Source organism: Streptomyces sp. IBSBF 2435 (genome assembly GCF_036815005.1).
GTDB lineage: Bacteria > Actinomycetota > Actinomycetes > Streptomycetales > Streptomycetaceae > Actinacidiphila.
Genome location: NZ_JAJSYW010000164.1, coordinates 1 through 16202, shown reverse-complemented (window position 1 = coordinate 16202; position 16202 = coordinate 1). Strand labels below are relative to the sequence as shown.

Here is a 16202-nt window from a genome sequence, read left to right as displayed (position 1 = left end):
CCCCCCCCCCCCCCCCCCCCCCCCCCCCCCCCCCCCCCCCCCCCCCCCGGCGGCCGTGTGAACGACCTCGTGCAGACCCCTAGGCATACCGACTGGTCGGTACTAGCCTCTGGCCACACTCCGTCACTCCACCCGGTCGTCCCGCATCTGCAGGAGGAGAGCCGCATGTCCGCCACCCCGACGTCCTTCGACGCCAACAGACCCGGGCCGCAAGCTCCGGGCGGCGACGCCCGCACCGTGCTCCAGCGGCTCTACCGCCGCGACCTGGCCGCGTACCCGCCTACCGGACGCCGGATGGCGTACCTGGCCATCGTCGTGGTCACCACGGTCGTGCTCTACTACATGCTCTACGTCCAGTACGCGGTCGCCACATCGATCATCACCCACTTCGACATGACCTACCGCTACTTCGTGTGGGTCTCGGTGATCGGCAACGCGGTCGGCGCCTTCGCCTCCCTCGCGGCCGGGCTCGCCGACCGCTGGGGCCGCGCCAACATGGTGGTGTACGGGCTGCTGATCGCCTCGCTGCTGGTCTTCCTCGGACTGCCGAACGCCGGCGGCAAGGCCGCGTACCTGGTGCTGTTCGCGCTGGTCAGCGTCGTCGAGGGCATCGTCCTCGTCGCCACCCCCGCTCTGATCAGGGACTTCTCGCCACAGCTCGGCCGGGCCACCGCGATGGGCGCCTGGACGATGGGCCCGGTCGTCGGCAGCCTGGTCGTCACCACCGTCACCAGCCAGACCCTGGACACCTCCAGCTGGCAGGACGAGGTGCGCTACTCCGGCATCGCGGGCCTGGCGGTCTTCGTGGTGGCGGTCGTCGCGCTGCGCGAGCTGTCGCCCCGGCTGCGCGACCAGATCATGGTCACGCTGCGGGACCGCGCCCTGGTCGAGGCGCGCGCCAAGGGCATCGACCCGCGGCCCGCCAGGCGCGGCGAGTGGCGGCAGATGCTGCGCCTCGACATCGCCGGCTCGGGGCTGGCCATCGCCCTCTTCCTGCTGCTGTACTTCGCGGCCGTCGGCAACTTCGTCGTCTACTTCGCCACCACGTACGGCTACAGCGAGCAGCGGGCCAACGCGGTCGCGAACTGGTACTGGGCCGCCAACGCCATCGCGCTGGTGGCGGTCGGGCTGCTGTCCGACCGGCTCAAGGTGCGCAAGCCGTTCATGATCGTCGGTGCGGTCGGCTCGATCGTGACGACCGCGGCCTTCGCCACCCGGGCCACCCACCCGGGCACCGACTACTACACCTTCGCCTGGCTCTTCGTCGGCATCGGCGTCTTCAGCGGGGTGGCCTACGGCCCGTGGATGGCCGGCTTCACCGAGACGGTGGAGAAGCACAACCCGGCCGCGACGGCGACCGGACTGGCGGTGTGGGGCTGGACGATACGGATCGTGGTGGCCGTCTCCACGGCCTTCATCCCGGTGCTGGTCACCGCGGTGACGCCGCTGGTCGACCACGGGCCGCAGGTCACCGCCGCCCAGACGCAGGCGGCGCCCGCCCTCGCGATCGTCGGCGCCCACCCCGGCATCTTCGCCGAACTCGGCAAGTACCCCCCGGGCAAGGCGCCCGCCGACGTCACCGCCCGGGCGGTGCAGGATGTCGGCCCGGCCGACCTGGCCACCGTGCAGAAGGCCCAGCCGCAGCTGGCGGTGCTCCAGAAGTACGGCACGAAGGTGCAGAAGGCCGCGCACGACGGGCCGGGGCAGTGGCGTACGTGGTGGTGGATCTGCGTCGGCGGCCAGGTGCTCTTCCTGCCGTTCGTCTTCCTGATGGCCGGCCGCTGGAGCCCGAAGCGCGCCCGCGAGGACGCCGCCGCCCACCAGGCCGCGGTGGACCGCGAACTCGCCGGGCTCGCCTGACCGCGTACGATCCACCGCGCCCCGGCCGGCTCGCTCGCCCGGGGCGCGGGGGATCCGCGTCGGCTGCTCGCGCTCCGGCGGGGCCGCGGCCGGTGCCGTGCGACGGCTTGCCTGACGCCGGGGCACGCCAGGTCGGGAGGCGCTACAGTCCCCTGGCATGACCGAACGTCCGTTTGAGGCCCTGGGGTTGAGCCCGGACGCGGACCGGGCGTATGCGCTGCTGGTGTCCACCAGGGGCGTCGCCGCCGCGGAGTTGGCCCGCCAGCTGGGCGTGCCGCCGGACCGGGGCCAGGCGGCCTGCGGAGAGCTGGCGGCGCGGGGCCTGGCCCGCAGGGGAAGCGACGGGCGGTGGTATCCCGTACCGCCGCACACCGGATTCCGGCCGCTGCTGTCGCGAGCGCAGGAACAGCTCCGGCTCGGCTCGGAATTACTCGACCGGCTCGACGTCGAGTACCAGCGGGTCCACCAGGGCCACCGCGCGGACGAGGCGGTGCAGGTGGTCGCGGGCCGGTCCGCGATCCGGCGCAGGGTGGAGGACTTCCGGGCCTCGGCCCGGAAGGAGATCGCCTCGTTCGTACCGGGCGCCGCGGTGGCGCCGCGGGAACCGGTGCCCGGCGGTGTACGGCGGCGGGTGGTGTTCGAGCGGGCCGGGCTGGAAGCGGCCGGCGCCTTCGGGCCGCCGGGCGACCCGCTGACGTCGGCCCGGGTGGCGGGGCGGCTGCCGGCCCGCCTGGGCATAGCCGACCGCGAGGTCGCCCTGCTGCCGCCGGCCGCGGAGGACGACGCCGACCCGGTGATGCTGGTGGTCCTGCCGAGCCCGCTGCTGGACACCCTGACCGCCCTGTTCGACGCGGTGTGGGCGGGCAGCGTCCCGCTGGTGCGCCGCGCCGACGCCCAGCAGCCGCGCAGCGCCCTGCGCTCGCGGGTGCTGGCGATGCTGGTGAGCGGCAGCACCGACGCGGCGATGGCCCGCTCGCTCGGCGTGGCGGTGCGCACCGTGCAGCGGCATGTCGCCGCGATGCAGCGCGAGGCGGGCGTGGACAACCGCATCCAGCTGGTGTGGCACGCGGCCCGGCGCGGCTGGCTCGACGACCTTCCGGGCGGGCATCCGGGCGGAAACGCACACCGACCGTCCGGTTGACGGGAAGGCGACTCCGCCCAGCGGGACTCGCGGTGTCAGGTATTCGTCAATGGTTTGACGAATCCTTGGTGCATGTGTGGCACAGGTATACGCCAGCGGTCTGATCGACCGTGACCAATGTGGCGGCTGCTGCCGTGGCGCGGTCCCACTGCCCCCAGGGAGAACCCCTTGCGCATACCCGTTCCCAGACGCAGCCGCCGCACCGCCGGTGTGGTGGCGTCCCTCGCGTCGGCCGCCCTCGCCGTCGTCGGTCTGCAACTGCCCACCGCCGCCCCGGCCGCCGCAGCGCCGTCGGGGCGTCCGGACGTCGTACGCCAGTGTGCCGACGCCAAGCCGGGGGAGTTCTCCTGCTTCGCGCTGCGCAGGACCGACATCCCGGCCAGGGCCGGGGTCCTGCCCCACGCGACCACCCCCGCGGGCTTCGGCGCCGCAGACCTGCAGAGCGCCTACGCCCTGCCGGCCGACGGCGGCGCCGGCCAGACGGTGGCCGTCGTGGACGCCTACGACGACCCGACCGCGGAGGCGGACCTGGCGGTCTACCGCCAGCAGTACGGGCTGCCCGAGTGCACCACCGCCAACGGCTGCTTCAGCAAGGTCAGCCAGCGCGGCGGCAGCGACCTGCCCGACCCCGACCCCGACTGGTCCGGCGAGATCTCGCTCGACCTCGACATGGTCTCGGCGGCCGCGCCCAACGCGCACATCCTGCTGGTCGAGGCGGACTCGGCCTTCTTCGACGACCTGGGCGCCTCGGTGGACCAGGCGGTCGCACTGGGCGCGAAGTACGTCTCCAACTCGTACGGCACGGGCTACGACAGCACTCCCGGCAGCGGTGAGGACCCGTCGGAAGCCACCAGCATGGACCCGTACTACAACCACCCGGGCGTCGCGGTCGTCGCGTCGACCGGCGACGACGACTACGGCGTCAGCTACCCTGCCGTCTCGCCGTACGTCACCGCCGTCGGCGGCACCGCGCTCACCCGGGACGCGGGCACCGCCCGCGGCTGGAGCGAGTCGGTGTGGAACAACGCCTACGGCGGCCCGGGCTCCGGCTGCTCCCTCTACGAGCCCAAGCCCGCCTTCCAGACCGACACCGCGTGCGGCAAGCGGGCCGAGGCCGACGTCGCGGCGGTCGCCGACCCTGCCACCGGCGTCGCGGTCTACCAGACCTACGGCAACGACGGCTGGGCGGTCTACGGCGGCACCAGCGCCTCGTCGCCGCTGATCGCGGGCGTGTACGCGTCGGCCGGCACCCCCGGCGCCGGGACGTACCCGAACGCCTACCCGTACGCCAAGCCCGGTGCGCTCAACGACGTGACCGAAGGCGACAACGGCTCGTGCACCCCCGCCGCCCTGTGCACCGCGGGACCCGGCTGGGACGGTCCGACCGGCCTGGGCACGCCCAACGGCCTGGCCGCCTTCACCAGCGGCCCGCACGGCGTCTTCACCGGCAAGGTCACCGACCACGCCACCGGCGCCCCGATCGCCGGCGCCACCGTCAAGGCCGGTGACCACAGCGCCACCACCGGCGCCGACGGCACCTACAGCCTGGACGTCCCGCCCGGCAGCTACGACCTGACCGCCGCCGCGTACGGCTACGCCTCCGGCAGCGCGGCCGGGGTCGACCTCGCCGACGGCGCCACCGTCACGGAGTCCTTCGCCCTCGACGCGGTGCCCACCAGGACCGTCTCCGGCCGGGTCAACGACGGTTCGGGCCACGGCTGGCCGCTGTACGCGTCGATCACCGCGGACGGCGTCCCCGGCGGCCCGGTCTTCACCGACCCCGCCACCGGCGCGTACACCCTGACGCTGCCGCAGAACGCCTCCTACACCCTGCACATCGCGGCCAACTACCCCGGATACCAGACGGTCAGCAAGGCCGTGCAGGTCGCCGCGGCCGACAAGACACTCAACATCGCCATTCCGGTGGACAGTTCATCGACCCGGGCACCCGGCTACGCGGTACACCTGGACGGCGCCACCGAGCCCTTCACCTCCACCACCGCCCCGCCGGCCGGCTGGAGCGTCACCAACGCCGAGGGCACCACCGGCGGCTGGACCTTCGACGACCCCGGCAGCCGGGGCAACCGCACCGGCGGCAGCGGCGGCTTCGCCATCGTCGACAGCGACGACGCCGGCCAGGACCTGGACCAGGACAGCTCGCTGCTGTCGCCGTCCTACGACCTCAGCGCCAACACCGGCGCGCTGCTGAGCTTCGACACCGACTACAAGGAATTCTCCAACTCCACCGCCACCGTGGACGTCTCGTCCGACGGCGGCACCACCTGGGCCAACGTGTGGAAGAAGACCACCACATCGGTCGCGGGTCCCGCGCACGTCGAGATCCCGCTGTCGGACTACGCGGGCAAGAGCGACGTACGGCTGCGCTTCCACTACACCGGCAGCTGGGCCTACTGGTGGCAGCTGGACAACGTCTTCGTCGGCAAGCGCAGTTACGACGCTGTGCCCGGCGGCCTGGTGGTCGGCACGGTCACCGACGGCAACACCAGGACCGGTGTCAACGGGGCCACGGTCACCAGCACCGACCACCCCGAGGACCACACCACCACCAGCGCCACCCCCGACGACCCGAACCTGGGCGACGGCTTCTACTGGACCTTCTCGCACCTCACCGGCAAGCACCCGGTGAGCGCGGCGGCCTCCCACTACACCGCGGCCTCCGCCACCGCCAACATCCCGCCGGACGGCACCGTCAGGCGTGACCTCACCCTCAAGGCCGGGCGGCTCAAGGTCACGCCGGCCGCGATCGACAAGACCGTCGCCTGGGGCAAGAGCACGTCCCAGAACCTGACGGTCAAGAACACCGGCAACGCCCCCGCCACCCTGACCCTGGGCGAGACCCCGGGCGGCGTCGTCGTCGCGAAGGCCGGCGCGCCGCTCAACCTCGTCAAGGGCCACTACTCGCCGCTGTCGCTGGCCGCGCACGGCAAGAAGGCCGGCGCGACCTCCAAGGCCGCCACCCCGGCGGAGAGCGCCGCGGGCGACGCCTGGCAGCCGGTGCCCGACCTGCCGACCGCGATCGGCGACAACGCGGCCGTCGCCTACCAGGGCACCGTCTACTCGGTGTTCGGCTACAACGGGGCGGACGACACCAGCGACCTGTACGCGTACAGCGCGGACAGCGGCGCCTGGACCAAGCTCGCCGCCGCCGCCGACACCCGCGAGGCGCCCACGCGCGGCGTCATCAACGGCAAGATCTACGCGGCCGGCGGATGGGGCGCCAACGGCAACCCCGACGCCAAGCTGGAGATCTACGACATCGCCGCCAACACCTGGAGCACCGGGGCCAGTTCACCCAAGCCCTACGCCGGTGGCGCCAGTGCGGTACTGAACGGCAAGCTCTACTCGGTCGGCGGCTGCACCGCCAGCGCCTGCGGCACCACGGACGTGACCGCGTACGACCCGGCCGCCAACACCTGGTCCACCGCCGCCTCCTACCCCGAGGACGTCGCCTGGGAGTCCTGCGGCGCCATCAGCGGCAAGCTCTACTGCGCCGGCGGCACCACCGACGCGGGCAGCATCACCCACGGCTACGTCTACGACCCGGCTGCCGACGCCTGGTCGCCGATCGCCGACCAGCCCACCGACGCGTGGGGCGCCGCCTACACCTCCGCCAACGGCCTGCTCCTGGTCAAGGGCGGCGCGATCAACGCGGGCGCCGCACTCACCAACCAGACCTGGGCCTACCAGCCCGACGACAACACGTGGACGGCGCTGCCCAACGCCACCGCGTCGCTCTACCGCGGCGGCGGCGCCACCGGCTTCTACGCCGTCGGCGGACTCGCCGGCCAGGTCCCCGCGAAGACCGCGGAAGTCCTGCCCGGCTACGACCAGTCCGACACCGCCGACGTCAGCTGGCTGACCGAGAGCACCGACACGGTCACCCTGCAGCCCGGTGCCAGCACGACCGTCACCGTCACGCTCGACGCGTCGGCGCCGGAGATCAGCCAGCCCGGCACGTACACCGCCGCGCTCGCGCTCAGCTCCGACACGCCGTACCCGCTGACTCCGGTGGCCGTCTCGCTCACCGTCAAGCCGCCGGCCACGTGGGGCAAGATCACCGGCACGGTGTCCTCCGGCGGTACGCCGCTGAGCGGTGCGACCGTGCAGATCAACACGTGGGCGACCCACTACACCCTCAAGACCGCCAAGGACGGCACGTACGCGCTCTGGCTTGACGTCCGCAACAACCCGTTGCAGCTGATCATCGCGAAGGACGGCTTCCAGCCGACGACGACGACGATCCGCATCACGAAGGGGGCGACGACCACTGCCGACTTCACCCTCCTGAAGGACTAGCCCCACCCCGGAGGGACCGGGCCCCCGGTCCGGCCCCTCCGGCCTTCCCCGCAAGGCACTCCGGGACGCGACGAGCCACAGTGCACCGGCACGGCGCAGGTCACCGCGGGCGGCACTCACCCGGGGGCGCGGGGAACCGCGCGACCAGCCCCCGCCGAGCCGCACCCCGGGGACCGAAGCGCCCTCCGCGGGCCCTAAGGCCGAAGACGCGCCAGCGTCGCAGCAAGCTCGGCGCCCACCGCGTCGGCCGCTTCCCCCGCCCCGCCGGAGGCAATCGCCGAGACCAGCGCCGCATGCCCCGCCTCCCCCGTGCCCGGACCAGCGGCCCGCAGGCCGAGGAGGTCGACCAGCTCGATCAGCGCTTCCCGCAGCACCGGCGCGAACTCGGCGAAGAGGTCCGTGAGCACCGGATTGCCGGCCGCTGCCACCACTGCCGCGTGCAACGCGATGTCCGCGTCCACGAAGGCCGCGTCGTCCAGCCCCGCCGCCAGCCGCCGCGCGGCAAGCGCCGAATACAGCGCCGCGACGTCCTCCTCGGTACGCCGCTCCGCGGCGAGCCGAGCCGCCTGGACCTCAAGCACGGCCCGCACCTCGTAGACCTCGGCTACAGCCGCCCGCCGCAGCCTGGCCCCGAAGTCCTCGTGCGGCTCGGTGGCGACCACGAAGACCCCGGCGCCCTGCCGGGACTTGACGAGGCCCGCCTCGGAGAGCGCCCGTACCGCCTCGCGCACGGTCGACCGCCCGACGCCCAGGGACGCCGCGAGCGCGGCCTCGCCCGGCAGTCTCGCGCCCACCGCCCACTGCCCGCCGAGGATCTGCTCGCGCAAGCGCTCCGTGGCCTGTTCGACCAGCGGGCCGGGCCGCAGTGAACCGATCGGCATGACGGCTCACCTCTCAGGTTGTCTGAGGACTCGCCGCCATTTTACCCGTGATGCCCCGGCCCGGCCCGGCGAGGCGTCGCGCACCGCCCGTGCGGTTGCGTCAGGGCCGGTAGACCTTGCCCGGCTCAGGCTCGGCGGGCGCGAGCAGCTCCGGCACCGTCACGAAGGTGTAGCCCTGCGCCCGCAGTGCGTCGATGATGCCGGGGACGGCCGGCACCGTCCCCTTGTACAGGTCGTGCAGCAGGATGATGCCGTCCCGGCTCGCGTCCTTCAGTATCCGCTTGTGTATCAGCGCCGAGTCGGTGGTGGCGTAGTCGCTCGCGGTGTCGCTCCACAGCACCTGCGCGAGGCCCAGCTCCTTGCACACCTTGGAGACCTTCTTGTCGGTACGCCCCTGCGGCGGTCGCATCAGGGTGGGCCGCTTGCCGGTCAGGCGCTCCACCTCGGTGTCCACGTGCTCCAGCTCGGTACGGATCTGCGCCGGCTTGAGGTCGGTCAGCCGGTGGTGGGTCCAGGTGTGGTTGCCGAGCACGTTGCCGTTCTGCCCCATCTGCCGCACCAGGCCGGGGTATTTGTCGACGTGGTTGTGGCCGAGCAGGAAGAAGGTCACCCGTACCTTCTTCTCCGCCAGCACCTTGAGCAGCGCGGGGGTGTTCTCGCTCGGCCCGGCGTCGAAGGTCAGGGCTATGCACTTGGCCTTGCGGCAGTCCACCGCCCCGGCCGGCAGCGCCGCCCCCCTGCTCCCGGCGCCCGCCTTGCCGTCCTCGTGCCCGGCCGCCTTGTAGGCGGCCTCACGCGCGCTCTTCGGCGACTGCGCGTCATAGGTCGCGCAGCCGGTCAGCGAGAGAGCCAGAGCGGCCGCCGCGAGGACGGCGGTCAGTGCGGTCCGCCGGACTTTACGGGACTTTTCTGGCATTGCGGATCCTCCGGGGTCGGCACCTGACTGTGTGAACGCTGTGCGCCGCGAGGCGCGGCTGGTCACTCTACAGACCCGCTATACATGAGGCGTATAGCGGGTGAGCAGCACGGGAGTCGAAGGGGTCCGTGCCTTGAGTGGGCGCATCCAGCGGCACGCGCGTGCCCTCCGCGGTGGAGGGGCGGGTGGCTTACCGCCCGGACGCCAGCGCAGCGACCAGGCGGGAGAGGGAGCCGCCCAGACCCCAGCGGGTGGCGAGTGCGTCGAGGGTGTCGGGCGCCGACGGGGTGCGCGGGAGGTCCGGGGTGAAGGCCGGGAGGGGGACGTCCTTCGCGACGGCGACGACCTCCGGGGCGACGTCGAGATAGTCCGCTGCGGCGACGATGTTGCGCCGCCGCGCGGGCGTCAGGCGCGAGAAGGGGTCGCCGGCCGCCGCCCTTACCCCGGCGAGGTCGCCGTACTCCGTCACCAACTGCGCGGCGGTCTTCTCGCCGATGCCCTTCACGCCGGGAAGGCCATCGCTCGGGTCCCCGCGCAACGCGGCGAAATCGGCGTACTGGCCGGCCCGTACGCCGTACCTCTCCTCGATGGCGGCCTCGTCGATCACGTCGCAGTCCCCGACGCCCTTGCGCGGGTAGAGGACCCGCACCCCGCGCGCGTCGTCCACCAGCTGGAAGAGGTCGCGGTCGCCGGTGACGATCGCGACCGGCCCCGCGGCGGCAGCCGCCAGCGTGCCGATGACGTCGTCGGCCTCGTAACCGGGCACCCCGAGCCGTGCGATGCCGATCGCGTCGAGCACCGCCTCGATGACCGGCACCTGGGGCGAGAGCGTGTCGGGCACCTCTTCCGTGCCCTCGGTCTCCTCGGCGACGCGGTGCGATTTGTACGACGGGATGAGGTCCACCCGCCACTGCGGCCGCCAGTCCGCGTCCATGCAGGCGACAAGGCCGGTGGGGGAGTGGTCGGTGACCAGCCGGGTGATGAAGTCCAGCAGCCCGCGCACCGCGTTGACCGGGGTGCCGTCGGGCGCCTTCACCGATTCGGGCACGCCGAAATACGCGCGGAAGTACAGGCTCGCCGTGTCGAGCAGCAGCAGCTTGCCGCCGGGGTTCTGGTCGGTCACGGCGCCAGCATCGCACGCGGCACCGACAGCGGGCCGTACGGTGGGCTGATGGCTCACCTGAACCGGGGGCGCGGCCGCGCCGTACGCCGTGTCGTGTCGCTCGTGCCGTCGCTCACCGAGGCGGTGGCCGCGACCGAGCCCGGGCTGCTGGTCGGGGCCACCGACTGGTGCACGCACCCGGCGGACCTGGACGCCGCCCGGATCGGCGGCACCAAGAATCCGGACGTGGCGGCCGTCGCCGCGCTGGCACCCGACCTGGTGGTCGCCAACGAGGAGGAGAACCGCCCCGCCGACCTCGACGCGCTGCGCGCCGCGGGCCTGGCCGTGCTGGTCACCGAAGTGCGCTCGCTGCCGCAGGCGTTCACCGAGCTGGACCGGATGCTCACCGGGGGCTGCGGCCTCGCCCGCCCCGGCTGGCTCGACGCGGCCGAGGCCGCCTGGCGCGGCCTGCCGGCACGTCCGGAACCGCTGCGCGCGGTCGTACCGATCTGGCGCCGACCGTGGATGGTGCTGGGCCGCGACACCTTCGCGGGCGACCTGCTCGGCCGGCTCGGTGTGGCCAATCTCCACGCCGGCCACGCCGAGCGCTACCCCCGTATCGCGCTGCCGGACCTGCTGGCCGCCCGCCCCGACCTGGTCGTGCTCCCCGACGAGCCCTACCGCTTCACCGCCGGCGACGGCCCCGAGGCCTTCCCCGGGCTGCCCGCGGCGCTGCTGAGCGGGCGCCATCTGACCTGGTACGGGCCGTCGCTCGTGACGGCGCCCACGGTCCTGTCCGGCGCACTGGCCGCGGCGACCCCGGGCTGAGCGGCGGGGGCGGGGAGTTCGCCGGTCAGGACGCCGCGCAGGGTGCCCGCGGCGGCGGTGGCCCAGGCGGCGACCAGGACGGCGTAAAGAGCCGCCGCCAGCCAGGACGCGGCGTCGAGCCCGGTGTGCCGGGCCACAGCCGAGGCGCCGGTCGCGCAGGTGCCGACAGGGAAGGTGAAGGCCCACCAGGCCATCGAGAAGCGCAGTCCGCGGCGGGCCGCCCTCGTCACCATGGCCGCCGCCAGCGCCAGCCACAGCAGGGCGAAGCCCATGACCGGCACGCCGTAGAACACGGCGAAGCCGCGCAACGCCGTCGCGTATTGCGGCGCCACCGCGTACGGCGCCATGTCGGCGAACGCGCCGGCCGCCGTCGTGGACTGGCCGAGCGGCCCGAGCACCAGGAACAGCGCGGGCGCCAGCGCCACCGGCAGCGGCCCGTACCGCAGCAGCCGCCTCCACACCAGCGGCAGCACCATGAGCGTGGCCAGCAGGCTCAGGCCGAACATCGCGCAGCAGCCGAGCAGCAGCGCCTCGCGGGCCCGCCCGTCGCCGGCGGGCAGCCGCGGCACCAGGGCGGGGCCGAGCGCGGCGGCGACCATCGGCGCCACCACCGGCAGCAGCCACACCGGTGAGGCGTCCGCCGCGCCGATCCGGCGCCGCGTCACCATCAGATACGGCACCGCCACCGCGACCAGCAGCCCGCTCGCCGCCCCCAGCGCCCACAATGCCGCGTCCGCGGTCACCGCGGCCCGCTCGCCGATCACCCGCGGCCCCAGCGCCAGGGTGCCCGCGCCCACCGAGAGCAGCGCCATCGGCAGGCAGCCGTAGAAGGGCGCGACCGCGGGGTCGAGCAGCTGCCGCACCGCCTCGTCCCGGTGCCGGGCCCAGTGCGCCGCCCGCGCCGCGAGCACCAGCCCCAGCAGCGCGGCCGAAAGCGCCCACATGCCGGTGGACACCTGCCGCAGCCACTCCGGGCGCCCGGGCAGTCCCGCCCCGGCGTTCGCCACGATCGCCGTGCCCATGACAGCGGCGTACCAATTCGGCCCGACGTGCCGGAGAGCCCCGGTGCGTACGGCCGGGCGGGCGGGGACAGCAGTGACCATGGCCTCCACGATCGGCGGGTGCGCGACCCGCCGGTAGCACTCATCCGGCTATCAGGTCATAGGCTGGACTTATGACCGGCACGGAGCACGAAGAACCCGACGACCCCGCAGGCCGAGCCGCGCCGGCGGACCGCACCGGTCCGGACGGCGGGCCCGTGGCGCGCCGGGTGCCGGACCTCGGCGCGATGGAGCTGCTGGTCGTCGTCGCGCGGCTGGGGAGTCTGGGCCGGGCGGCGCGGGAGCTGGGCATCAGCCAGCCCGCCGCCAGCGGCCGGTTGCGCGGCCTGGAGCGGCAGCTCGGAGTGGCGCTGGTACGGCGCTCGACCGGCGGGTCGGCGCTGACGGAGTCGGGGGCGCTGGTCACCGAGTGGGCGCGGCGGGTGCTGGAGGCCGCGGAGGACTTCGACGCGGGCGCGCGGGCGCTGCGCGGGCAGCGGGACTCCCGGCTGCGGGTCGCGGCCAGCATGACCGTCGCCGAATATCTGCTGCCCGGGTGGCTGACCGCCCTGCACGGGCGGCACCCCGGCACGGCGGTGTCGCTCGCCGCGGGCAATTCCGTGGTCGTCGCCCGGCAGGTCGCCGCCGGGCAGGCCGACCTCGGCTTCGTCGAGGGCCTGGACGTGCCCGCGACCCTCGACGCGGCCGTGATCGGGCACGACCGGCTGCTGGTCGTGGTCGCCGCGGGACACCCGTGGGCGGCCCGCCGCAGGCCGCTGCCCGCCGCGGAACTGGCCGCCACCCCGCTGCTGCTGCGCGAGCAGGGCTCGGGCACCCGGCAGGTGCTGGACGCGCGCCTGGCCGCGCACGGCGGCCCGGCCGTACCGCTGCTAGAGCTGGCCTCCACCACCGCCGTGAAGTCGGCGGCCGTCGGCGGCGCCGGACCCGCCGTGCTCAGCGAACTCGCCGTCGCCGACGAACTGTCCGCCCGCCGGCTGGTCGAGGTCCCGGTGGCGGGACTCGACCTGCGCAGGGCGCTGCGCGCGGTGTGGCCCGCGGGACACCGCCCGGCAGGACCGGCCCGCGACCTGCTCGGCCTGACCCGCGAGCCGGCTCCGCGCGGGCAGCGGAGAGCCGCCCGCTTACGGGATTCTCAGGCTGGGGCCATAGGGTGACCGCCGTGACGACGACGACCCCGCCCGGCTGGTATCCAGAACCCGGGCACACAGGCAACGGCCCGGCGATGGAACGCTGGTGGGACGGTTCCGCGTGGACGGAGTACACCAGGACCGCACCGGTCCCGGCAGCCGCCCCGCAGGCCTACCCGGGTTACCCGGGCGCCCCGGAATACCAGGGTTACCCCGGCTATCCGGTGGACGGTACGGGCGCCCCCGGCGGCGGAAAGCGCACCGGGACGGTGGTGATCGCCCTGGTCGCCTCGCTCGTCCTGATCGGCGCGATAGTCGCCGGCGTGCTCGTCCTGGGCAAGGACGACGACAAGAGCGACGCGAAGAACACCCCGACGCCCACCAGCACCGGCGGCAGGGTGCCGGGACCGGCGCCGCAGCCCTCCGACGGCGGCAGCGGCGGCGGTGACAGCGCCGGTGGCGGCAGCGGCGGCGGCGACCAGTCGCCGCGCGGCGACGGCAAGTCCGCCATCGACGCCTACGACCAGATCAGCCTGCCGGTGCTCGACGGCTGGACCGGTTCCTCCAGCTCCACCGGCGCGGGCCTGTCGATCGGCCCCTACCCCTGCCCCGGCACCGCGGGCGGGACCTGCTCGCTCGGCGGAGTGTCGGCCGTGCCCGCGGTCGGAGCCGGCACCACCGCCAAGACGGCGGAGGACGCCGCCAAGCAGGACATCGCGAAGAACGCCTCCGACTCCTACAACAAGGACACCTACGGCGCGACCACCACGCACCAGCAGGTGAAGGCCGGCGCGGTCACCGTCGCCGGACAGCAGGGCTACCTGGTGCGCTGGAAGGTCGTCACCGCGTCCGGCACCAGCGGCTACGTCGAGTCGCTCGTCTTCCCGTCGCCGACCACCAAGCAACTGGTGCTGGTCCGCTTCGGCTTCGACATCGGCGGCAAGGCGCCGGGCCCCGACGTGATCGACCAGATCACCCAGGGCATCAAGTCCGACACCAGCCAGGGCAGCGGCGGCTCCTCCGGGGGCACCGGCGTCTGAGCCCAGCCGCCGCCCCTCGCCGCGGCGAAGGGCAGGCCTGCCGAGCCCGGGCCCCGCCCGGGCTCACAGGAAGGTCTTGCCCTCGCCGCGGTAGGTCGGCACCACCGCCGTCACCTCGTCGCCGTCGATCAGCTGCAGTTCGGCGAACCGTTCGCACATCTCCCCGGCCTTCGCGTGCCGGAACCACACCTTGTCGCCGATCAGCAGATCGTCGGCGGCCGACCCCAGCAGCGGGGTCTGCACCTCGCCGGGCCCCTCCTGCGGGTCGTAGCGCAGCCCCTCGGGCAGATACGGCACCGGCAGCCGGTCGGGACCCGGCGCGCCGGACGCCGGATAGCCGCCGCCCAGCACCGTGACCACACCGACGCCGGGGCGGCGCACCACCGGCTGCGCGAAGAGCGCGGCCGGGCGGCCCCTGAAGGACGTGTAGTTGTCGAACAGCCGCGGCACATAGAGGCCGGAGCCCGCCGCGATCTCGGTGACCGAGGCCTCCGCCGCGGTGTGCTGCACACTGCCGGTGCCGCCGCCGTTCACGAACTCGAGCCCCGGCTCGACCGCCCGCACCGCCCGTACCGCCTCCGCCCGGCGCGCCGCCAGCTCCTTGCGGGCCGCGGACTGCATCAGCCGTATCGCGAGCGACCGGACCGGGCGGCCCGGCACCGAGTCGCCGACCCCGGCGACATGCCCCTCGTAGGCCATGATGCCCACCAGCCGGAAGCCCGGCCGCGCGGTGATCGTACGGGCCAGGGCCGCCAGCTGCTCGGGGTCGTGCAGCGACGAGCGCAGCGCCCCGATCCGCAGCCGGCCCGCCAGCTTGCGCAGGCTGGTGTCGAGTTCGAGGCAGACCCTGACCGTCTCGGTGCCCGCGCCGCGGGCCGCATCTATCAGGTCGAGCTGCGCCACGTCGTCCACCATCACGGTGACCGCGGCGGCCAGCTTGGGGTCGGCGGCCAATTCCGCGTATCCGGTGCGGTCCGCCGAGGGGTAGGCCAGCAGTACGTCGGTGAAGCCGGCCCTGGCCAGCCACAGCGACTCGGCGAGCGTGAAGGACATCAGGCCGGCGAAACCGTCGTGGTCCAGGGCCCGTTCCAGCAGCGCGCGGCAGCGCACCGACTTGGTCGCCACCCGGATCGGCTTGCCTCCGGCCCGCCGTGCGAGGTCGGCGGCGTTGGCGTCGAAGGCCGCCAGGTCCACGGCGGCCACCGGGGCGTCGAGGTGGGCGGTTGCCCGGTCGTACCGGGTGCGGTCGGCTGTGCGCTCTGACATGTCCGGCAGCTTGCCAGACCCGACCTACTCAGCGGTAGGCCCGGAGCGCGCGGCCCGCGGGAACCGTAGGCCCCAGCAACCCCGTAGAGTGACGCGCAAGCCGCGCAGGCACAGGTCACGAGGGGGCGCAGGGTGAGCACCGGAGTGGACAGCGGAGAACCACCGGCGTCTCCGTTCCCCACCCTCCACCCGCGCACGTCCCAGCAGGAGCCGCCGGGCCAGGACCGTACGACCCCGCCGCCGCCGCGCCACCGGCCCGTACCGCCGCCGCCCAACCCGGCGACCCGGCTGCCCGGCCCGGACGACCCCGACCGCCAGGCCGAGCCGCCCCCGAAGGTGCCCGGGCCCGGCGCGGGCGGTACGCGGACCCCGCGGGGTGCCGCCTCGGGCGAAGTACCGCCCCGGCCGACCACGCCGCCGCCCCCGCGCACGCCGCCGCCTCCTGCCACGCCGTCACATACTGCGTCGCCGCCGGCCCAGTTCCCGCCTGTTGCCCCGCCGCCCGCCGCGCCGCGTACTGTGCCGCCACGGAGCGCCGCCACTCCGCCGCACCTTTCCGCGACGCCGGCCCGGCCGGCCCCGCAGAGCCAGGCTCCTGCCGCGCCGCCGCGCACTGCGCCGCCCCCGCAGTCGGTCCCGCCGCCCGCACGCACTGTGTCGCCC

At 74.2% G+C, this 16202-nt stretch carries 10 protein-coding genes and 1 pseudogene; 6 read left to right on the top strand and 5 right to left on the bottom strand.

From position 1 onward, the window contains the following. Positions 1-165: 165 nt before the first annotated feature. The 3 genes from V7E46_RS26020 to V7E46_RS26010 all read left to right on the top strand — a co-directional run bounded on the left by V7E46_RS26020 (position 166) and on the right by V7E46_RS26010 (position 7318). Positions 166-1860: an MFS transporter gene (locus tag V7E46_RS26020; RefSeq protein ID WP_333770672.1), complete on the top strand. Its 1695-nt coding sequence runs from the start codon at positions 166-168 to the stop codon at positions 1858-1860. 157 nt (positions 1861-2017) lie between these two features. Next, positions 2018-3001, top strand: a complete 984-nt coding sequence (locus tag V7E46_RS26015) for a helix-turn-helix transcriptional regulator (RefSeq protein WP_329180557.1) — start codon at positions 2018-2020, stop codon at positions 2999-3001. 168 nt (positions 3002-3169) lie between these two features. Continuing rightward, positions 3170-7318 (top strand): carboxypeptidase regulatory-like domain-containing protein, encoded by a 4149-nt coding sequence (locus V7E46_RS26010; protein ID WP_333770671.1) that lies wholly within the window; start codon positions 3170-3172, stop codon positions 7316-7318. A 194-nt stretch (positions 7319-7512) separates the two neighbouring features. Here V7E46_RS26010 and V7E46_RS26005 read toward each other — a convergent pair whose 3' ends face one another. The 3 genes from V7E46_RS26005 to V7E46_RS25995 all read right to left on the bottom strand — a co-directional run bounded on the left by V7E46_RS26005 (position 7513) and on the right by V7E46_RS25995 (position 10208). Further along, positions 7513-8199, bottom strand: a complete 687-nt coding sequence (locus tag V7E46_RS26005) for a FadR/GntR family transcriptional regulator (protein WP_333770670.1) — start codon at positions 8197-8199, stop codon at positions 7513-7515. Between the two features lie 100 nt (positions 8200-8299). Beyond that, the gene (locus V7E46_RS26000; protein ID WP_333770669.1) at positions 8300-9115 is read right to left on the bottom strand and encodes a polysaccharide deacetylase family protein; all 816 of its coding nucleotides are present in this window, start codon (positions 9113-9115) and stop codon (positions 8300-8302) included. A 190-nt stretch (positions 9116-9305) separates the two neighbouring features. Next, positions 9306-10208, bottom strand: a complete 903-nt coding sequence (locus V7E46_RS25995; protein ID WP_329182622.1) for a 5'-3' exonuclease — start codon at positions 10206-10208, stop codon at positions 9306-9308. Positions 10209-10286: 78 nt separating this feature from the next. Between V7E46_RS25995 and V7E46_RS25990 the strand changes: the two genes are divergently transcribed. Next, entirely contained in the window at positions 10287-11045 is a 759-nt protein-coding gene (locus V7E46_RS25990; protein WP_333770668.1) for a helical backbone metal receptor, read from the top strand. Between the two features lie 98 nt (positions 11046-11143). On the opposite strand, the pseudogene V7E46_RS25985 reads toward V7E46_RS25990, so the two are convergent. Beyond that, positions 11144-12067 (bottom strand): annotated as a pseudogene (locus tag V7E46_RS25985) (TDT family transporter); the annotation flags it as partial. 266 nt (positions 12068-12333) lie between these two features. Here V7E46_RS25985 and V7E46_RS25980 point away from each other — a divergent pair. Together V7E46_RS25980 and V7E46_RS25975 are read left to right on the top strand one after the other, a co-directional pair. Next, positions 12334-13260: a LysR family transcriptional regulator gene (locus V7E46_RS25980; RefSeq protein ID WP_333770673.1), complete on the top strand. Its 927-nt coding sequence runs from the start codon at positions 12334-12336 to the stop codon at positions 13258-13260. A gap of 5 nt (positions 13261-13265) precedes the next feature. Next, positions 13266-14273, top strand: a complete 1008-nt coding sequence (locus V7E46_RS25975; protein ID WP_333770667.1) for a DUF2510 domain-containing protein — start codon at positions 13266-13268, stop codon at positions 14271-14273. Positions 14274-14336: 63 nt separating this feature from the next. Here the strand turns inward: V7E46_RS25975 and V7E46_RS25970 are convergent, their stop codons facing one another. After that, positions 14337-15539: an amino acid deaminase/aldolase gene (locus tag V7E46_RS25970; RefSeq protein ID WP_333770666.1), complete on the bottom strand. Its 1203-nt coding sequence runs from the start codon at positions 15537-15539 to the stop codon at positions 14337-14339. Positions 15540-16202 lie beyond the last annotated feature (663 nt).